Origin of the sequence: Nocardioides sp. InS609-2, assembly GCF_023208195.1 — a bacterium.
Taxonomy (GTDB): Bacteria; Actinomycetota; Actinomycetes; order Propionibacteriales; family Nocardioidaceae; genus Nocardioides.
Genome location: NZ_CP060034.1, coordinates 1,185,574 through 1,204,482, shown reverse-complemented (window position 1 = coordinate 1,204,482; position 18,909 = coordinate 1,185,574). Strand labels below are relative to the sequence as shown.

The window sequence follows — 18,909 nt, the reverse complement described above, 5'->3', positions numbered from 1 at the left end:
CTCGAGGCGCCTCCGCAGGTATGGTTCCCGCCATGGCTGAGTACGTATTTACCTTGCGCAATGTGCGCAAGGCCCACGGCGACAAGGTCGTCCTCGACAACGTCACCCTCTCGTTCCTGCACGGCGCCAAGATCGGTGTCGTCGGCCCCAACGGCACCGGCAAGTCGTCGCTGCTGAAGATCATGGCGGGTCTCGACAACGCCAACAACGGCGACGCGATCCTCGACCCCGGCGCGACCGTCGGCATGCTCCAGCAGGAGCCGCCGCTGAGCGAGGGCAAGACGGTCCTGGAGAACGTCGAGGAGGCGGTCTCGGAGATCAAGGGCAAGCTCGACCGCTACAACGCGATCTCCGAGGAGATGGCCAACCCCGACGCCGACTTCGACACCCTGCTCGCCGAGATGGGCGACCTGCAGACCGACCTCGACCACGCCAACGCGTGGGACCTCGACAGCCGCCTCGACCAGGCCATGGACGCCCTGCGCTGCCCGCCGCCCGAGGTGCTCGTCGACAACCTGTCCGGTGGTGAGCGCCGCCGCGTGGCCCTGTGCAAGCTGCTGCTCCAGCAGCCCAGCCTGCTGCTCCTCGACGAGCCCACCAACCACCTCGACGCCGAGTCCGTGCAGTGGCTCGAAGGCCACCTCGCGTCGTACCCCGGTGCCGTCCTCGCCGTCACCCACGACCGATACTTCCTCGACAACGTCGCCTCCTGGATCCTCGAGCTCGACCGTGGCCAGGCTCACCCCTACGAGGGCAACTACACGACCTACCTCGAGACCAAGCAGGGCCGCCTCAAGATCGAGGGGCAGAAGGACGCCAAGCGCGCCAAGATGCTCGAGCGCGAGCTCGAGTGGGTGCGCTCCAACGCCAAGGCTCGCCAGACCAAGAGCAAGTCGCGCCTCGCGCGCTATGAAGAGATGGCGGCCGACGCCGACCGGATGCGCAAGATCGACACCTCGGAGATCAACATCCCGGCCGGTCCGCGCCTCGGCGACATCGTGCTCGAGGCACACGACCTCGACAAGGGCTTCGACGACCGTTCGCTGATCCACGACTTGAACTTCTCGCTCCCGCGCGCCGGCATCGTCGGCGTCATCGGCCCCAACGGCGTCGGCAAGACCACGCTGTTCCGGATGATCACGGGCGAGGAGGAGCCCGACGCCGGCGAGCTCAAGGTCGGCACCACGGTGAAGATCTCGTACGTCGACCAGAGCCGCGGCGGCATCGACCCCCAGAAGAACGTCTGGGAGGTCGTCTCCGACGGGCTCGACTTCATCAAGGTCGCCAACTTCGAGATGAACTCCCGCGCATACGTCGCGTCGTTCGGCTTCAAGGGTCCCGACCAGCAGAAGAAGGCCGGTGTGCTCTCCGGTGGTGAGCGGAACCGCCTCAACCTGGCGCTGACGCTCAAGATGGGCGGCAACATGCTGCTCCTCGACGAGCCCACCAACGACCTCGACGTCGAGACCCTGCAGTCACTCGAGGACGCGCTCCTCGACTTCCCCGGCTGCGCCGTGGTCACCTCGCACGACCGGTGGTTCCTCGACCGCGTCGCGACCCACATCCTGGCCTGGGAGGGCGACGCCGAGGACCCCGCCAACTGGTTCTGGTTCGAGGGCAACTTCGCGGCGTACGAGGAGAACAAGATCGAGCGTCTCGGCATCGAGGCGGCCCGTCCGCACCGCGTCACGCACAGGCGTCTGACGCGCGACTGACGTCGTCCTCTGCTTGCCGGTGGTCGAGGCCGTCGATCGTCCCACCGGGTCTCGACACGCCGGTTCAGCGCCTTCGCAAGCTCAGTCGCTGACGGCTTGCTCGACCGAGCTGAGACGTAGGCCGCTGGCGCGTCCTACCTGAGCTCCATCTCCGGGTGGGCTGCGATCAGGTGGTCGGCAACGGCGTTCAAGACCCGCCCGATGGCTTCGAGGTCCTCGGGGCTGGCCAGGTCGACCAGGTTCTCGCGCACGCCGTCGACGTGGGCGTGCGCGGCCTTCTCGAGCAGCGCGAAGCCGGCGTCGGTCATGGTCGCCACGATGCCGCGGCCGTCGTCGGGAGACGGCGCACGGGTGACGTAGCCCGACCTCTCCATGCGGTCGATGGTGTGCGTCACCCGGCTCCGGCTGTGGGCGAGCGCGTCGGCGAGCTGGGCCATCCGCATCCGCCGGGCCGGCCGCTCGGAGAGCCGCACGAGGATCTCGTACTCGACCAGTGACAGGTTGTGGGTGCGGCGCAGGTCGTCGTCGAGCCGGCCCATCAGCAACGTGTTGCCGAGGATCCAGGCTCGCCAGATCTGTTGCTGCGACTCGTCGAGCCAGCGGGTCGGGACCGGAAGTGGCGTGACGTTGTCCGACATCGCGATCCTCAGAGACGCTCGAGGATCAGGGCCATGCCCTGTCCGCCGCCGACGCACATGGTGATGAGGCCGGTGGTCTTGTCGTGCCAGTCGAGGCTGTTGAGCATGGTGTTCTGCAGCCGCGCACCGGTCATGCCGAACGGGTGACCTACCGCGATCGCGCCACCGTTGACGTTGAGGCGGTCGATGTCGATGCCGAGATCCTGGTACGACGGCACGACCTGCGCCGCGAACGCCTCGTTGATCTCGACCAGGTCGATGTCGCCGATGCTCATCTGGGCATGGGCCAGGGCGATCTTGGTGGCCTCGACCGGGCCGAGGCCCATGATCTCGGGGGACAGCGCGGATACGCCGGTCGAAACGATGCGGGCGAGCGGGGTCAGCCCGAGCTCGGCGGCCTTCGTGTCGGACATGATCACCACGGCAGCCGCACCGTCGTTCAGAGCGCAACAGTTGCCTGCGGTCACCACACCGTCGGGGCGGAAGACCGGCTTGAGGTCCTTGATGCCTTCGTACGTGACGCCCGCGCGCGGGCCGTCGTCGGTGCTGACCACGGTGCCGTCGGGGGTCGTGACGGGAGTGATCTCACGCGCCCAGAAGCCGTCGTTGATCGCCTTCTCAGCGAGATTCTGCGACCGCACGCCGAACTCGTCGAGCTCTTGGCGCGACAGGCCGCGCATCTTCGCGACGTTCTCGGCGGTCTGACCCATCGCGATGTAGGCGTCGGGCAGCGTGCCGTCGTCGCGCGGGTCGTGCCAGTCCCCTGAGTCGGCAGAGCCGCCCTCGGCCCGTGATTTCGTGCGCGCCTGGGCCTCGGCGAACTGCGGGTTCTGGGTGTCGGGCCAGTGGTCGGAGGTGCCCTTCGCGAACCGCGACACCATCTCGACGCCGGCCGAGATGAACACGTCGCCCTCGCCGGCCTTGATCGCGTGGAACGCCATCCGCGTGGTCTGCACCGACGAGGCGCAGTAGCGGGTGATCGTCGCGCCGGGCACGTCGTCCATGCCGTTGAGCACGTTGACGATGCGGCCCATGTTGTTGCCGGACTCACCACCGGGCAGCCCGCAACCCAGGTAGAGGTCGTCGACCGTGTTGCGGTCGAGACCCTCCACCTTGTCGAGCGCCGTCTTCACGATGAACGCGGTGAGGTCGTCGGGCCGGAGGTCCTTCAGCGACCCTTTGTTCGCGCGGCCGATGGGCGTGCGGGCCACGGAGACGATGACTGCCTCAGGCATGGAAGCTCCGATCTGGGAAGGCGGTGACTGCGCTCGTCACCCTAGACGGTCGTCGCGGGGGCGTCGTTGAGGGAGGCGAAGACCTGCGTCAGCGAGCGCTGGAGGTACGCCGGCCGCTGGCGTGGGGACTTCAACAGCCCACCAAGCAGCACGCCGTCGAGGGCGGCCACGACCGTCTCGGCCCGGGTCGCGTCGTGCATCTTGCCGGCGGTCGCGAGCGCCTGGTCGACCGTTTCCACGAGCTGGCCCCGTGCGGTCGCCAGCAGCTCGGAGAGCTCGTCGTCGCGGACGGACTCGAGGGTGAGCTCGAGACGGGCGACCAGCCGGTCGCGGTCGTGCAGCCAGCGCCGGAACAGGTCGCCGGTGACGTCGGCGGCCCGGACCGGATCGCCCTGGCACTCGGTCAGTCGCACCGACAGGGCCTCCACGTCCATCGCGTGCTGGCCCACGACGTACTCGGCCAGGGCGAGCTGGAGTGCCTTGCGGGTGCGCAGGTAGGCCGACGTACTGCCCTCGGGAAGACCGGCCGCGCGGTCCACCGCGCGGTGCGTCAGCCCACGCAGGCCCTGCTCGGCGACGACCGCCTGAGCGGCCTCGAGGATCGCCCGGCGGCGCGGACTGATGTCGCTGCGGGACGGCTCGGGCACGGCTCCTCCTCGGCAATGTCAACGGTGCGGACGACGGTGTGAGACAGCCCACGCTAGCCCGACTTGCCCCCAGTGTTCTACAGGCGTAGTTTCTACAGACGTAGAGATTCTACAAATGTAGAAAAAGGAGAAGTCCCATGGTCAACTTCGATCCCGAGTTCATGACCGCGTTCATGGTGTCGATCCTCGCGGTTGCCGCCGTCACCGCGGTCCTCACCGTGGCTGTCGCGATCAGCGGCGTCGTCCGCAACCGCAAGATCCGTCTCATCCGCCGTGAGTCGATCCCGACCTACTACGGCCGGCTCGTCGCGCACCACTGAAACGGGCACTGACGCACCAGTCCGCCGAGTCTGGGAGCATCGAGGCGTGCGCCACGTCTACGAGTGCCCGATGCGGTGGGCCGACCTGGATCTCCTGGGTCACGTCAACAATGTTGTCTATGTCGACTACCTCCAGGAGGCGCGGGTCGACATGATCCGCAAGCACGTGCCCGCCAGCCGCCCTGAAGGCGCCGAGCTGACGGAGGGCGTCGTCGTGGTGCGCCACGAGGTCAGCTACCTCGCGCCGCTCACCTTCCGCTTCCGCCCGATCCGCATCGAGTGCTGGGTCACCGAGCTCCGGGCCGCGTCGTTCACGATGGGCTACGAGGTCTTCGACGAGGACGACGCCGGCCGCCGTACGACGTACCTGCGGGCCACGACGGTGCTGACGCCGTACGTCTTCGCGACCGGGCGCCCCCGCCGCATCAGCGAGACCGAACGCGAGATCCTCACGCGTTTCCTCGAGCCCACCGAGAAGCGCCCGCGCGTGAAGCTGGACCCGCCGCCCGAGGACACCCGGGCGCACTTTCCCTTGTACGTGCGCTTCTCCGACGTCGACGTCTACGGGCACGTCAACAACGTGAAGTACTTCGAGTACTTCCAGGAGTCCCGCATCCAGATGCTCTCCGGCCTCACCCCGGGCCTCGGCCACGAGCACGAGACGCTCGGCGTCGTCGTCGCACAGACCGACGTCGACTACCGGGTGCCGATCCTCTTCCGCGAGGAGCCGTACGACGTCTGGGCGCACGTCTCGCACGTCGGCAACAAGTCGTTCACCATCGAGTCCGAGATCCGCGACGGCGACACCCTGCTGTCCCGGGCGCGCGTCGTGGTGGTGGTCTTCGACGCTCAGACGCAGCGCTCGACGGAGCCGTCGGCGGAGTACCGCGCGAGGCTCACTCGAGCGAGTTGACCATGAACTGCGCCGCGTGGGTGACGTAGTCCCAGAACTGCTCGTCCTGCGCGGGCGTCAGCTTGGCGGCGTCGAGTCCGGCGCGGAAGTGCAGCAGCCAGCGGTCCTTGGCCAGCGGCGTCACCGCGAACGGCGCGTGCCGCATCCGCAGCCGCGGGTGCCCGCGCGCCTCGGAGTAGGTGGTCGGGCCGCCCCAGTACTGGATGAGGAAGAGCGTGAACCGCTCCGTGGCCGGGCCCAGGTCCTGCTCGGGATAGAGCGGCCGGAGCACGTCGTCCTCGGCCACCCCGGCATAGAAGGTGTCGACGATCGTGCGGAAGGTGGCTTCGCCGCCGATCTCGTCGTAGAAGCTCAGCTCGGTGTCAGGGGAGGACATGATGCGACCCATTGTGCCCGGCGCCCGGTCACTGCCTCTCCCCGGGCGCGGGGTCGACGGGCGGTGCGGGCTCGGCGGCGACGGGCGTCAGCGGCATGTCGAGGCGCGACACCAGCCGGTGCGGCATCTCGATGCCCTCGTGGTCGAAGCGGGCCTTGATCCGCTCGCGCATCTCGCGAGCCACGGCCCACTGCTCCATCGGCGCGGTCTTGAGCGTGACCCGCACGTTGACGGAGTCGGCCGTCATCGACTCCACGCCCCAGATCTCGGGCTCCTCGATGATCTGCCCCTTGAACTCCTCGTCGACCCACAGATCGTGGGCGATGTCCTTGAGCACCCGACGCACCTGGGAGAGGTCCTCGCCGTAGCCGACCGCGACGTCGAGCACCGTGCGCGCCCAGTTCTGGCTCATGTTGCCGACCCGGACGATCTCACCGTTGCGGACGTACCAGACCGTGCCGTTGACGTCGCGCAGCCGGGTCACCCGCAGGCTCACCGCCTCGACGGTGCCGTTCGCCTCACCGAGGTCGACGACGTCGCCGACGCCGTACTGGTCCTCGACGATCATGAAGATGCCCGAAAGGAAGTCCTTCACCAGGCTCTGCGCGCCGAAGCCGAACGCGACACCGATGATGCCGGCGCTGGCGATGATCGGCGCGATGTCGACGTTCATCTCGCTGAGCACCATCGTGCCGAACACCGCGACCACGATGCCGCTGATGATGCTGTTCAGCAGGCTGCCCATGGTCTTCGCGCGTTGCACCCGCCGCGTGGAGGTGGCGACGTCGTGCGGCGGCTCGGCGCTGCGGCCGAGCTTCGCGCGGGCGCCGACGACCCTCGAGAGCCGGTCGGGCACCATCCCCTCCTCGGCGTGGCGCACGACCCGGTCGACGAGCCGGTGCAGGAACCAGCGAAGGACGACGCCGAGCAGGATCAGCCCGACGATGGCCAGGGGTGCCCCGATGAGTACGTCGGCCACCTCGGCCGCCTGCTCGCTGTCGGTGGCATCACGCACCCAGCCGCAGACGATCTCACCGCTCGTGCAGTCGCTGGTGGGCAGCAAAGAGAGGGTCGGGGGAAGAGCAGACATGGCGCCCAGTATGGCGACCGGCTGGGCAGATGACCGAGTTGACCCGGTGCCTGCGGGACCTGTGCCGGGAGCCGATATCCTCACCCCGTGACCACGCAGACCTCGTCCACCCGCAGGCTCGCCCGCCGCGCCTCCGTGATCGCCGGCGGCCTCGCCGCGGTGGTGCTCACCGCACGGCCCGCCCTCGCCGACGTACCCGAGGGCTGGTCCGACCCGGAGCCCGTCTCGGTGCTGCACGCCCTCCTGCTCCTGGGTGGTGTGCCGCTGCTGCTGTTCGTGCTGATCGCGCTCGCGGTCTACGTGCCGGCCCTGGCTCGAGGTGAGAAGCTCGCCCCCGGTGCCGCTCCGATCGACGACGAGTGGTTCGGCGGACCCCGCGCGGGCACCGGTGAGCTGACCAGCCGTTCCGCCGACTCCGGTCACGAGAAGGAAACCGGTGGGGCGAGTGGCAGCTGGTGAGCTGACCGCGCGTCAGCGCGCGGACATCGACAAGGCGATCCGCTCGGCGGAGCAGACCTGTCGCTTCGAGTTCTCCGTCTTCCGGGGCATCGCGCAGGGCAGTCCCGCAGACCACGCCCGGTCGCTGCACGCCGCCCTGGTGGCGCCGTCACACAGCGTGCTGATCCTGGTCGACCCGACGGTGCGCGCCCTCGAGGTCGTCACCGGAGCCGACGTACGCCGCCACCTGCCCGACCGCGAGGTCGAGCTGGCAGTGATGGCGATGCAGTCGGCCTTCGGCGAGGGCGACGAGGTCGGCGGGCTCAAGCGCGGCATCGCGATGCTCGCCGAGCACGCCAAACCCCAGCAGACGCTGCACGCCGAGAGCTAGCCTCAGCTGGCATCCTTCTCGCGCGCAGTCAGGGCTCGTGCCATATCGGCGCGGCCTTCCCTGACGTAGCGCTTGGCGGCCGGGTTGGCCGGGGAGCTCTCGAGCCAGCCGTCGACCTCGGCGAGCGTCTGCGGGGAGATCAGCGGCATCGGGAACATCAGCTCCAGCGCCGTGGACGCGCGCTGCACGCCCTTCTCCTCCCAGATGGTGTCGGCGACTGCGAGGTACTTCTCGAGGTACGGCGCGAGCAGCTCGCCCTGGCCGGCCACGGGGAACGCGGCGGCAATCTGGCGCTGCGTCTCGTTGGGTACGTCGTCGCGCTCGATCGCGTCGTGCCAGGCCTGGGCCTTGGCCTCAGGCGTCGGTCGGACGGTGAGCGCCATCGCGGCGTGCTCCTGGCCGGAGATGGTGTTGTCGCGCACCAGCTCCTCCTGGATGCGGGCAGCGTCGACGCGACCGTTGACGGAGAGACCCGTGAGGAGGGTCCAGCGCAGGTCGGTGTCGACCTCGAGTCCCGGCACGGTCTCCGAGCCGTCGAGGAGACCCTCGATGAAGTCCAGCCCCTCGTCGGAGTGCGCGGCCGAGGCGTAGGCCCGCATGAAGGCCAGCTGGTGGTCGGACCTGGGCTCGGCGGCCTCGAGCAGGCTCCGCAGGCCCTGCTCCCAGGTCGCCTCGAGGGCGTCGCGGTGCTCGGGCGCTGCGTAGTAGTGGACGGCCGTGCGGGCGTAGACCGGCAGCCGGCTGACCGCGGTGAGGTCGGTCTCTGTGCCGATGCCGCGCAGCACGAGGGCCACGAAGTCGGTGGCCCGCGTCTCGGCATCGCGGGTCATGTCCCAGGTGGCGCCCCACAGCAGCGCGCGAGCCAGGGAGTCCTCGACCTTGTCGATGTTGTCGATGACGGTCTTGAGCGACCGCTCGTCGAGCCGGATCTTGGCGTAGGTGAGGTCGCCGTCGTTGAGCAGCACCAGGTCGGGCTGCGCGTGACCGACCAGCTCCGCGATCGTGGTCTTCTCACCCTCGACGTCGACCTCGACGCGGTGGCGCAGGGTCAGCTTGTCGTCGACGACGTCGTAGAGGCCGATGCCGATGCGGTGACGACGAATCGTCGGGAACTCCGGGGCCGCGCTCTGGGCGACGACGAACGAGGTGAACGCGCCCTGGTCGTCGACCTCGAAGACGGGGGCCAGCGTGTTGACGCCGGAGGTCTGCAGCCACTCCTTGGCCCACGAGTCGAGCTCGCGACCCGAGGCCTCCTCGAGGGCGGTGAGCAGGTCGGCGAACTCGGAGTTGCCGAAGGCGTGCGCCTTGAAATAGGCACGCAGGCCGTCCATGAACGGTTCGAGACCCACCCAGGCGACGAGCTGCTTGAGGGTCGAGGCGCCCTTGGCGTAGGTGATGCCGTCGAAGTTGACCTCGACGGCCTCGAGGTCGTAGTTGTCGGCCGCGATCGGATGCGTCGAGGGCAGCTGATCTTGGCGGTAGGCCCAGTTCTTGCGGGCGTTGGTGAAGCCCGTCCAGGCCTCGGCGTACTTGGAGCCGACCACCATCGCGTGGTGGGAGGCCCACTCGGCGAAGGACTCGTTGAGCCAGAGGTCGTCCCACCAGCGCATCGTGACGAGATCGCCGAACCACATGTGGGCCATCTCGTGCAGGATCGTGTTGGCACGCTGCTCGTAGAAGGCGTGGACCTGGCGCGAGCGGGGAAGGTACTCGTCGCGGAACGTCACGCAGCCGGCGTTCTCCATCGCACCCATGTTGTATTCGGGCACGTAGAGCTGGTCGTACTTGCCGAACGGGTACGGGTAGTCGAAGGCCGTCTCGAAGTAGTCGAAACCCTGGCGCGTGACCTCGAGCAGCTCGTCGATGTCGAGGTGCTGCTTGAGCGACTGGCGGCAGTAGTGGCCGAGGCTGATCTCGCCGAACTTGCCGGAGTAGGTGTCGATGACCTCGTGGTACTCGCCGGCGACCAGTGCGGTGATGTAGGTCGACATCCGCTCGGTGGGCGGGAAGTTCCACAGGGCCTTGCCGTCGCTCAGCGGGCTCGGCTCGGGGGTCGGCGCGTTGGACACGACCTTCCAGTGCTCCGGCGCTGTGACGTTGAAGGTGAACGTGGACTTCAGGTCGGGCTGCTCGAACGTCGCGTAGACACGGCGGGCGTCGGGCACCTCGAACTGGCTGTAGAGGTAGACGCGGTCGTCGGCAGGGTCGACGAAACGGTGCAGGCCCTCGCCGGAGCGGCTGAAGGTGCAGTCGGCGCGGACCACCAAGGTGTTGTCGGCGGCCAGGTCGTCGATCTGGATGCGACTGTCGGAGTAGACCGTCAGGGGGTCGAGCGACCGCCCGTTGAGGGTGATCTCGTGGACCGTCGCGCCGACAAGGTCGACGAACGTAGCTGCGCCCGGCTCACGAGCCGTGAAATCGATCGTGGTCGTCGACGCAAACGTCGTCTCGCTCGTCGTCAGGTCCAGGTCGATCGTGTAGGACTTGACATCGAGCAGCTTGGCCCGTGCCGCTGCTTCGTCGCGATGAAGATTCGTGCCACCCATGCCGCGATCCTCTCACCTGATGCGGACGCGGGCGTAACCGGTAGAGGTGATCTATGGCGGCCGCGACCCGTCGCCGCACACTCCGCAATGGCGCGTCGCAGAGGTGGTCACACTCGTCTGCGCGCTCGCGGGATCGCTACTCCCGAGCTCACCGCGCATGCGGCCGCACTGGTCTACACCGTGCGCCCCCGATCAACGCCGAGGTCTCGGGCACCACGTGCACCCTCACCGCCAAACGAGGCACCGGGACGCCGGCGCCCACGAGCTACGCCTATCAGTGGCACGTCGCGGGTGCCGCCGTGGCCGGAGCCACCACCGCGACCCTGCACGACGACGCCTGGCTCCCCGGATCTTGGTCCGCGACGTCGGGCGCGACCACGCCCGCGCTTCGTGCTGCACGTGAGCGGTGGAGGCAAGGGAGCCAGCGGAAAGGGCGCCGTGATGGTGGGCAAGCGGGACAAGGCCACCAAGCTCCACCACGGCCGCGCCGCCATCCGGCCGACGAAGCTCGAGCTCGGCACGAAGAAGTACGCCGGGATCTTCCGCGGCAGCACCACCATCGGCCCCGGGCACACGGAGCGGCTGGGTCGCCGTCGGCCGCTGAGGAATAGCGTGCGGGGGCTGGTGGTTCACATCCGACATGACGACTGCCGACTTCTGGTTCGACCCCCTGTGCCCGTTCGCCTGGATCTCGTCGCGGTGGATCCTCGAGGTGGAGGAGGTGCGTGACATCTCCGTGCAGTGGCACGTGATGAGCCTCGCCTACCTCAACAAGGACAAGGACATCCCCGACGACTATCGCGAGATGCTGAAGCCGGCCTGGGGCCCGGTGCGGGTCTGCATCGCGGCGGAGCACAAGCACGGCAGCGAGGTGCTGTTGCCGCTCTACACGGCGATGGGCACGCGCATCCACAAGGGCGGCGAGTCGCTCGACCGCGACATGATCGCGGCGGCGCTGGCCGACGCCGGCCTCGAGCCCGAGCTGGTCGACGCGATGGACGACTCGTCGTACGACGACGCGGTGGCGAAGTCGCACCACGAGGGCATGGACCAGGTCGGGGACGACGTGGGCACGCCGACGATCGCGATCGAGGGCACGGCGTTCTTCGGCCCGGTGCTCAGCAAGATCCCGCGCGGCGAGGAAGCCGGTCAGCTGTGGGACGGCTGCGTGGCCCTCGCGAAGGTGCCGTACTTCTACGAGCTCAAGCGCTCGCGCACCGGCGAGCTCGACTTCAGCTGACCCGGCTCAGCTGCTGACGACCGTCGCCGACGTGGCGGCGGTGACCGCCGCGGTGGTGGCGGCCACCGACGCCGCGATGGCGTCCTTGACGGCCTTCGCGGCCCAGGCGCCCTCGGAGATCTTCTTGGCTCGCGCCTTCACCTCCGCGGCCGGCATGTCCTGACGGTCGATCACCTTGTGCGCTTGGCCGATCGCGTGCAGGAGCGCGATCAGCGCTCCGGTGCGCTCGTCGGGCGTCGCGCCCAGGAGCAGGCTGGCCTCGATCGCGCGGCGTACGGTCTGCTCGTGCGTCGAGTCGACGCTGGGCCAGGTGGTGCGTGGGAAGAGACCGAGGACCTTCCCGTCGCGTCGCTCGAGGATGCCGCGCTGCTCGAGGCGCGCGGTCAGGGTCTCCTTGAGGCCCTTGCCGAGCCGGTTGACGAGGTCCTGGGCGCCGCGTTCCTTGTCGTTGACCACAGCCAGGGCGTCGACCAGCACGGGATCGGCCGGTCTGGCGTCGAGCCGCGCACGCACCTTGGCGGTCCGCCAGAAGCCCTCCTTGTCGCCCACCTCGACGGCCTCGGTGAGGGCCAGCTCGATGAGCAGGCCGCCGCCCAGGATCGTCTGGGGGTAGGAGGTGGCAGTCAGGGTGCCCTTGGCGTCATCGAGCAGGAGCAGCAGCAGGTCCTCGGCGATGAGAGTGCTCATGGATCGACTCTAGGAGACTGCCGACAAACGGGTGGCGCCTGCCTCATAGGATCGCCCGCATGAGCAAGGTCCTATCTGCCGTCGCCTGGCCGTACGCCAACGGCCCGCGCCACATCGGCCACGTGGCCGGTTTCGGCGTGCCCTCCGACGTCTTCAGCCGTTACATGCGGATGGCCGGCCACGACGTGCTCATGGTCTCCGGCACCGACGAGCACGGCACGCCGATCCTGATCGCCGCCGACGAGGCCGGCATCCCGCCGCAGGAGCTCGCCGACCGCAACCACCGGTTGATCGCCGAGGACCTCGTCGCGCTCGGGTGCAGCTACGACCTCTACACCCGCACCACGACGCGCAACCACCACTCCGTGGTGCAGGCGATGTTCACCGGCGTGCACGACAACGGCTACTTCCTCGAGCAGACGACGTACGGCGCGGTCTCGCCCTCGACGGGCCGCACCCTGCCCGACCGCTACATCGAGGGCACCTGCCCGATCTGCGGGTACGACGGCGCGCGCGGCGACCAGTGCGACAACTGCGGCAACCAGCTCGACCCCCAGGACCTCAAGAACCCGGTCTCCCGCATCAACGGCGAGACGCCGAAATTCGTAGAGACCCAACACTTCTTCCTGGACCTGCCGGCGCTGGCCGAGGCGCTGGGGGAGTGGCTCGACGAGCGCGAGTCCACCGCCACGTGGCGCCCCAACGTCATCAAGTTCAGCCAGAACATCCTCAAGGAGATCCGGCCGCGCGCGATGACCCGCGACATCGACTGGGGCATCTCCATCCCGCTCGACGAGTGGCGCGACAACCCGACGAAGAAGCTCTACGTCTGGTTCGACGCGGTCATCGGCTACCTGTCGGCATCGATCGAGTGGGCCCGTCGCAGCGGCAACCCGGAGGCCTGGCGCGAGTGGTGGAACGACCCCGAGGCGTTGTCCTACTACTTCATGGGCAAGGACAACATCACCTTCCACAGCCAGATCTGGCCGGCCGAGCTGCTGGCCTACAACGGCAAGGGCAGCAGGGGCGGCACCGCCCACGAGCTCGGCACGCTCAACCTGCCGAGCGAGGTGGTGAGCTCGGAGTTCCTGACGATGGAGGGCAGGAAGTTCTCGTCGTCGAAGAAGGTCGTCATCTACGTCCGCGACCTACTCGACCGCTACCAGGCCGACGCGTTCCGCTACTTCGTCGCCGCCGCCGGCCCGGAGAACCAGGACGCCGACTTCACCTGGGCCGAGTTCGTGCAGCGCACCAACTCCGAGCTCGTCGCCGGCTGGGGCAACCTCGTCAACCGCACCGCCACCCTGATCGCCAAGAACTTCGGCGAGATCCCGGCCACCGGTGCCCTCACCCCTGACGACGAGGCCGTGCTCGCCGCCGCCGAGGCCGCGTTCGACAACGTCGGTGACCTGATCGGCCGCAACCGCATGCGCCAGGCGATGGCCGAGGCGATGCGTGCCGTTGGCGAGGTCAACAAGTACGTCTCCGACTCCGAGCCGTGGAAGATCAAGGAAGACCCTGAGCGGCTGGGCACCATCCTCGCCGTCACCGCCCAGTGCGTGAGCGACCTCAACACCGTGCTCTCGCCGTTCCTGCCGTTCTCGGCCAACGCGGTCGACCGGGTCTTCGGCGGCGCCGGCGACGTGCAGCCGCTGCCGCGCATCGAAGAGGTCGAGGACCTCGACGGCGGCGCGGGCTACCCGATCATCACCGGTGAGTACGACGGCGCCCGGGCGTGGCGTCGTACTCCTCTCGTGGTGGGCACGCCGGTCGAGAAGCCGGTCCCGGTCTTCACCAAGCTCGACCCGGCCGTGGTCGACGAGGAGCTCGCCCGCCTGGCGGATTGACCCGTGGACGGCCACCGGATCACCGTCCAGTTCCACCCCGACTGGCCTTTCCGCGACGGCCTGGTCGTGGATGCGTTGACCGGCGACGGCGTCTACCTGTCGCAGTTCGTCACCGGCACCTCCAACGGCGGCCTGACCGCGCACGCCCGCGGCGACCGGTGGCGCTGGGAGAGCCGCCTCTTCGAGGGCCGGTACGACGCTTCCGAGCCCACCACCCGCCCGGTCTACGGCGCGCTGGACGATCGTCGTGATCCGTACGGCGCCAGCCCGCGCTTCGGGTCGGCGTACCTCCTGCTGCGTCCCGAGGTCACCGAGCGAGCGACGTTCTGCTTCCCGGACTCGGTCTTCGAACCCGCCGCGTTTGGCGGCCCGGACCTGATCGCCGAGCTGGTCGCCCTGCGTGAGGCAGCCGGGCACGACGCGCTCGACGACTACGTCGAGGCGCACGTGCACGGCGGTCTCCGGATCGACCGGGACGTCGAGGCCTTGGTGCTCGACCCGTGCTTCCGCGGCACCGCCGTCGGGGCAGCCGCTGACGCGATGGGCTGCCCGGTGGAGTGGCACTCGGGCTACTCGGTGCTCACGGGTGGCCTGGATGTCGGCTACCGCGGACCCGAGTACGTCGCCCTGGCCGCGTCGCTGGGCGACGTACTCACTCCCGACGTGCTGGGCGATGCCGCCCGAGCTGGTGAGCACGATCCCCAGGCGCTGAAGAAGGCCTGGCACCTGTTGGCGCGCTTCGGCCGAGCCCGCCTCACGGACTGACCACAACAGCGTCACGGTTGGGTGTCGGCCCCGCCGTTCCGGGCCTCCCGAAGGGAGGATGCCCGCATGACGGGGGGCGTACGACGACGCTGGGCGGCGCCGGCTGCTGCCGCGGCCGTGCTCGTCGTCGTGGCCGGGGCAGCGCTGGCGCGGACCAGCTCCGGCGACGATGAGCCACCGGACTCCTCGGCCCTGACCGGGACGCGGGTCGTGTCCTACCGCGACGTGCTGTTGGACGTGCCTGCGGACTGGGGCTGGGGCCACGCCCCAGGGCCAGACTGGTGCGCCGACGTGCCTGGTGGTGATCGAAGGTTTCCGGACTCCCCGTTCGCCCAGACCCAGAGCCGCGGCTTCGTCATGACGATCGCCTGTCCCGACGACGAGAAGAACGTGCCCGCGGCCTTCGGTGACGCTCCCTCTCGTCTGTGGGTCCCGCACGTGGACTGGTGGACGCTGACTCCGACTTCGTCTCCCAGGTGCCCGACGGGGAGACCACCCACGAAGGCTGGACCCTGACGGCGCGCACGGTGGGCGCGGCCCAGGTCCGCGTGCTGTCCGACGCGTCGACCGCCGGGCTGGTGCGGCCAATGCTCGACTCCGCCCGTGTCGTCGACACCACGCCGGAGGGCTGTGACGTCAGGTCGCCGGCCCAGGCCACGGACCACCCGCGGCCGCCGGCCTTCGACCTGTCTGAGCTGGCGACGGTCGATCGCATCGCCGTCTGCCAGTACTCCCGGCTGCCCCTCGACCGCGCCGGCCTCGTCGCAGCGCGCTCGGTCGACGGCGCGGCGGCGCAGTCGCTGCTCGAGGCGATCCAGCAGGCACCGGCCGGCGGCGGCCCCGACACCCCGGCGAACTGCGCGGAGGACGACTTCGGTGACGAGGTGATGGTCCTCCGGCTGGCGGTGCCGGATGCGGAGTCGCACGACGTGTACGTCGGCTACTCGACCTGCCGCGGCAACGGCTTCGACGACGGCACCACGGTGCGCAAGCTCACGCGCGACTCCTGCCTTCCGTTGTGGGAGGAACCCGTGGTGCTCACCGGAGGTCAGTTCGGGGTCTTCCAGCTCTGCAGGGAGAACATGGACAAGTAGCAGTCCGCCGACACGACCGCTTGGTCTCCCGGGACGTCATACAAATCGTGGGAGCGGGTGCTCGGTCCGTATGACGTCGCACGCCTAGGCTGGGCCCATGACCGCACAGATGCACCTGCCCCAGTTCTTCGTGAAGCAGAAGCTCACGATGATGGTGAACCGCTACGAGATCTTCGCGCCGGCTCCCGGCGGTGGCAACGGTGAGCTGATGGCTTTCGCGGAGCAGAAGCGCTTCGCGTTCAAGGAACAGGTCACTTTCTTCACTGACTCGTCGCGCACCCGGCCGGTCTTCGGTTTCAAGGCGCGCGCCGTGATGGACCTCAACGCGGGCTACGACGTCACCGACGAGACGGGAGCGCAGATGGGGTTCTTCCGCAAGGACTTCGGCGCCAGCCTGCTGCGCTCGACGTTCCATCTGGAGGGTCCGGGCTACGCCGGCACCGGCCAGGAGCGCAACATGGCGATCGCGCTGATCCGCCGGTTCACCGACTTCGACTTCCTGCCGATCCACTTCGACTACGTCGGCAGCGACGGCGCCCCGCTCATCTCGGTCAGCCGGCAGATGAGCCTCGGCGACCGCTACACCGTCGACGTACCCGACCCGCGTGTCGACTTCCGGGTCGCGGCGGCGGTCGCGGTCGCCATGGACGCCCTGATGTCGCGCTAGTGGTGGACAGCCGACTCGTCGTACTCGGCAGCAGCGGCGCCTGGCCAGGAGCCGGGCACGCGTGCAGCGGCTACGTGCTGGAGCACCGTGGCTTCCGGGTGGTGCTCGACTTCGGCTACGGCACCGTTGGCCCGCTGCTGACCCTCCTCGACTCGCACGCCGGCGACGGTGTCGACGCGGTCGTCGTCAGCCACGCGCACGCCGACCACATGGGCGACCTGCACGCGTTCTACCGCGCCCGCTGGTTCGGAGCGCGTACGGCGCCCCCGATCCCCGCGTTCGCACCGCCCCAGGTGCGCGACCAGCTGTGGGCGGTCGAGTCCATCGACGGTCCGGACGACGGCGCGATCGACCGGGTCTTCACCTGGCACAAGCTGCCGGCCGCGGAGTACACGGTGGGTCCGTGGCGGCTCGAGTCGGCCGACCTGCCTCACTACGTGCCCAACGCGGGCGTCCGGCTCGTCTCCGACGACCTGGTCGTGGCCTACACCGGCGACACCGGCCCGTCACCCGTGCTGGCCGAGCTCGGGCGCGACGCCGACCTGTTCATCGTCGAGTGCACCGACTACACCCAGCTGGCCGAGCCGAAGAAGGAACAACTGCATCTGAACGCCCGCACGGCTGCCGAGGCGGCCCGCGACGCCGGTGCCAAGCGGCTGCTGCTCACCCACTTCTGGCCCGGCGTCGACCGCGAACGCACCGCCCGCGACGTCGCCGAGATCTACGACGGCGAGGTTCTGGTCGCCCGGGAGGGGCTGGTCGTCGGTTTGTGACCGATGCGAGGTGCAGGTCTCGATACACCCGTTCGTTCCTCGCGGGCACTCGACCACCGAAGTTCGCTGGTCGAGTAGCGAGCGCCAGCGAGCGTATTCAGACCTCGGCTGACGCGCCCCACGGCGGCCCGCCGCCAGATGGAACAATGTCGCCATGCGCGTCCACCTGGGTTCTGACCACGCCGGCCTCGAGCTCAAGGAACACCTCACCAACTGGTTGCTCGACCACGACTACGAGCCCGTCGACCACGGCCCGTTCGTCTACGACGCGGTCGACGACTACCCGGTGTTCTGCCTGCGCGCGGCCGAGGCCGTCGCTGCCGAGCGGGCCGAGGGCGGGGACGCACTCGGGGTCGTGATCGGCGGGTCCGGCAACGGCGAGCAGATGGCGGCCAACAAGGTGAAGGGTGTGCGCGCTGCGCTCGCCTGGTCGGAGGAGACCGCCGCGCTGGGCCGGGAGCACAACGACGCCAATGTCGTCAGCGTCGGCGGCCGGATGCACTCCGTCGACGAGATGACCCGCTTCGTCAAGGTGTTCCTCGAGACCCCGTTCAGCGGCGACGAGCGGCACGTACGCCGCATCGGCCAGCTCGCGACGTACGAGACCGACGGCGAGCTGCCGCCGCTACCCGACTCGGCGCTCGGTGTTGCCCAGGGCCGCGATGCCTGAGGGGCACACCCTCAGGAAGCTGGCCGACGACCTCACCAGCGCGTTCGCGGACTCGACCGTGCGGGTCAGCAGCCCACAGGGCCGGTTCGAGGCCGACGCCACCACCCTCGATGGTGCGCTGCTCGTCGCCGCCGACTCGGCCGGCAAGCACCTCTTCGTGGAGTTCGCCGGCGAGCGCTTCCTGCACGTGCACCTCGGCCTGATCGGCTCGTTCGACGTGCACACCGGCGTCGACGAGGTGCCCCCGCCGGTGGGGCAGGTGCGGGTCCGGATCGCGCGACCCACCGCGTACGCCGACCTTCGCGGCGCCACCCAGTGCGAGCTGATCGGGCTGGCCAGGCGTGACGAGATCATCGACCGTCTCGGCCCCGACCCACTGCGTCCGGACGCCGACCCCGGTCGCGCCTGGCGCCGCATCGCGAAGAGTCATCGACCCATCGGCGACCTCCTGATGGACCAGGAGGTGCTCGCCGGGGTGGGCAACGTCTACCGGGCCGAGGTGCTGTTCCGCCACCGCATGCACCCGTTGCGGCCCGGACGGACTCTGCGCCGCGGCCAGCTCGAGGCGATCTGGGACGACCTGGTCGAGCTGATGACCGAGGGCGTGCGCACCGGTCGAATCGACACCGTCCGGCCCGAGCACACGCCCGAGGCGATGGGCCGAGCGGCGCGCAAGGACGACCACGGCGGCGAGGTCTACGTCTACCGTCGCACCGGACAGCCGTGCCTGGTGTGCGGGACGGCCGTGCGCACCGACGTACTCGTCGGACGCAACCTCTTCTGGTGTCCGCAATGTCAACGCAGGTTCCGATCCCGGGCCGTAGGCTCCGCGCAGGTGGATCGAGGAACGACATGAC

Annotated in this window: 21 protein-coding genes; 14 read left to right on the top strand and 7 right to left on the bottom strand. The window is 69.2% G+C overall.

Features of this window, described 5'->3' with window-relative positions; translation table 11 throughout:
• Window positions 1–32 precede the first annotated feature (32 nt).
• Window positions 33–1,715: an energy-dependent translational throttle protein EttA gene (gene ettA / locus H4Q84_RS06275; protein ID WP_248582543.1), complete on the top strand. Its 1,683-nt coding sequence runs from the start codon at window positions 33–35 to the stop codon at window positions 1,713–1,715.
• Between the two features lie 134 nt (window positions 1,716–1,849).
• On the opposite strand, the gene H4Q84_RS06270 is transcribed toward ettA, so the two are convergent.
• From H4Q84_RS06270 to H4Q84_RS06260, 3 genes are read right to left on the bottom strand one after another with little or no spacing between them, the layout of a single operon-like run.
• Window positions 1,850–2,353, bottom strand: coding sequence for a MarR family transcriptional regulator (locus H4Q84_RS06270; RefSeq protein ID WP_248582542.1), 504 nt, complete (start codon window positions 2,351–2,353; stop codon window positions 1,850–1,852).
• Between the two features lie 8 nt (window positions 2,354–2,361).
• Window positions 2,362–3,588 carry an acetyl-CoA C-acetyltransferase gene (locus tag H4Q84_RS06265; RefSeq protein ID WP_248582541.1) on the bottom strand — a complete coding sequence of 409 codons (1,227 nt, stop codon included), beginning with the start codon at window positions 3,586–3,588 and terminating at the stop codon, window positions 2,362–2,364.
• A 41-nt stretch (window positions 3,589–3,629) separates the two neighbouring features.
• A complete protein-coding gene (locus H4Q84_RS06260; protein ID WP_248582540.1) occupies window positions 3,630–4,235 on the bottom strand; it encodes a TetR/AcrR family transcriptional regulator in 606 nt (201 codons plus the stop codon).
• Between the two features lie 137 nt (window positions 4,236–4,372).
• On the opposite strand from H4Q84_RS06260, the gene H4Q84_RS06255 reads away from it, so the two are divergent.
• Together H4Q84_RS06255 and H4Q84_RS06250 are read left to right on the top strand one after the other, a co-directional pair.
• Window positions 4,373–4,555, top strand: a complete 183-nt coding sequence (locus H4Q84_RS06255) for a hypothetical protein (RefSeq protein ID WP_248582539.1) — start codon at window positions 4,373–4,375, stop codon at window positions 4,553–4,555.
• Between the two features lie 46 nt (window positions 4,556–4,601).
• Entirely contained in the window at window positions 4,602–5,468 is an 867-nt protein-coding gene (locus H4Q84_RS06250; protein ID WP_248582538.1) for a thioesterase family protein, read from the top strand.
• On the opposite strand, the gene H4Q84_RS06245 is transcribed toward H4Q84_RS06250, so the two are convergent.
• Complete coding sequence (locus tag H4Q84_RS06245) at window positions 5,452–5,844, bottom strand: globin (RefSeq protein ID WP_248582537.1); 393 nt, start codon at window positions 5,842–5,844, stop codon at window positions 5,452–5,454. The two genes, H4Q84_RS06250 and H4Q84_RS06245, sit on opposite strands and share 17 nt — an antisense overlap.
• 28 nt (window positions 5,845–5,872) lie before the next feature.
• Complete coding sequence (locus H4Q84_RS06240) at window positions 5,873–6,934, bottom strand: mechanosensitive ion channel family protein (RefSeq protein WP_248582536.1); 1,062 nt, start codon at window positions 6,932–6,934, stop codon at window positions 5,873–5,875.
• Window positions 6,935–7,021: 87 nt separating this feature from the next.
• Here H4Q84_RS06240 and H4Q84_RS06235 point away from each other — a divergent pair, with 87 nt between their 5' ends.
• Both H4Q84_RS06235 and H4Q84_RS06230 read left to right on the top strand, forming a co-directional pair.
• Window positions 7,022–7,393, top strand: a complete 372-nt coding sequence (locus H4Q84_RS06235) for a hypothetical protein (protein ID WP_248582535.1) — start codon at window positions 7,022–7,024, stop codon at window positions 7,391–7,393.
• On the top strand, window positions 7,371–7,763 hold the full coding sequence (locus H4Q84_RS06230) for a DUF5130 family protein (protein ID WP_248582534.1): 393 nt from the start codon (window positions 7,371–7,373) through the stop codon (window positions 7,761–7,763). The genes H4Q84_RS06235 and H4Q84_RS06230 overlap by 23 nt, the downstream gene beginning before the upstream one ends.
• A gap of 2 nt (window positions 7,764–7,765) precedes the next feature.
• Here the strand turns inward: H4Q84_RS06230 and pepN are convergent, their stop codons facing one another.
• Window positions 7,766–10,309, bottom strand: a complete 2,544-nt coding sequence (pepN, locus tag H4Q84_RS06225) for an aminopeptidase N (RefSeq protein WP_248582533.1) — start codon at window positions 10,307–10,309, stop codon at window positions 7,766–7,768.
• A gap of 640 nt (window positions 10,310–10,949) precedes the next feature.
• Between pepN and H4Q84_RS06220 the strand changes: the two genes are divergently transcribed.
• Window positions 10,950–11,549: a DsbA family protein gene (locus H4Q84_RS06220; RefSeq protein ID WP_248582532.1), complete on the top strand. Its 600-nt coding sequence runs from the start codon at window positions 10,950–10,952 to the stop codon at window positions 11,547–11,549.
• Between the two features lie 6 nt (window positions 11,550–11,555).
• On the opposite strand, the gene H4Q84_RS06215 is transcribed toward H4Q84_RS06220, so the two are convergent.
• Window positions 11,556–12,236 (bottom strand): GPP34 family phosphoprotein, encoded by a 681-nt coding sequence (locus H4Q84_RS06215; RefSeq protein WP_248582531.1) that lies wholly within the window; start codon window positions 12,234–12,236, stop codon window positions 11,556–11,558.
• A gap of 59 nt (window positions 12,237–12,295) precedes the next feature.
• On the opposite strand from H4Q84_RS06215, the gene metG reads away from it, so the two are divergent.
• The 8 genes from metG (at window position 12,296) to H4Q84_RS06175 (ending at window position 18,908) form a co-directional block, all read left to right on the top strand.
• Window positions 12,296–14,083 carry a methionine--tRNA ligase gene (gene metG / locus H4Q84_RS06210; protein ID WP_248582530.1) on the top strand — a complete coding sequence of 596 codons (1,788 nt, stop codon included), beginning with the start codon at window positions 12,296–12,298 and terminating at the stop codon, window positions 14,081–14,083.
• Window positions 14,084–14,086: 3 nt separating this feature from the next.
• A complete protein-coding gene (locus H4Q84_RS06205; RefSeq protein ID WP_248582529.1) occupies window positions 14,087–14,848 on the top strand; it encodes a DUF3626 domain-containing protein in 762 nt (253 codons plus the stop codon).
• Window positions 14,849–14,914: 66 nt separating this feature from the next.
• Window positions 14,915–15,364 (top strand): hypothetical protein, encoded by a 450-nt coding sequence (locus H4Q84_RS06200; protein WP_248582528.1) that lies wholly within the window; start codon window positions 14,915–14,917, stop codon window positions 15,362–15,364.
• Window positions 15,295–15,942 carry a hypothetical protein gene (locus tag H4Q84_RS06195; RefSeq protein ID WP_248582527.1) on the top strand — a complete coding sequence of 216 codons (648 nt, stop codon included), beginning with the start codon at window positions 15,295–15,297 and terminating at the stop codon, window positions 15,940–15,942. The genes H4Q84_RS06200 and H4Q84_RS06195 overlap by 70 nt, the downstream gene beginning before the upstream one ends.
• A 97-nt stretch (window positions 15,943–16,039) precedes the next feature.
• Complete coding sequence (locus tag H4Q84_RS06190; RefSeq protein ID WP_248582526.1) at window positions 16,040–16,609, top strand: hypothetical protein; 570 nt, start codon at window positions 16,040–16,042, stop codon at window positions 16,607–16,609.
• Window positions 16,610–16,611: 2 nt separating this feature from the next.
• A complete protein-coding gene (locus H4Q84_RS06185; protein WP_248582525.1) occupies window positions 16,612–17,382 on the top strand; it encodes an MBL fold metallo-hydrolase in 771 nt (256 codons plus the stop codon).
• A gap of 154 nt (window positions 17,383–17,536) precedes the next feature.
• Window positions 17,537–18,052 carry a ribose-5-phosphate isomerase gene (locus H4Q84_RS06180; RefSeq protein ID WP_248582524.1) on the top strand — a complete coding sequence of 172 codons (516 nt, stop codon included), beginning with the start codon at window positions 17,537–17,539 and terminating at the stop codon, window positions 18,050–18,052.
• Window positions 18,045–18,908, top strand: a complete 864-nt coding sequence (locus H4Q84_RS06175; protein WP_248582523.1) for a DNA-formamidopyrimidine glycosylase family protein — start codon at window positions 18,045–18,047, stop codon at window positions 18,906–18,908. Before H4Q84_RS06180 ends, H4Q84_RS06175 begins: the two co-directional genes overlap by 8 nt.
• Window position 18,909: the final 1 nt, after the last annotated feature.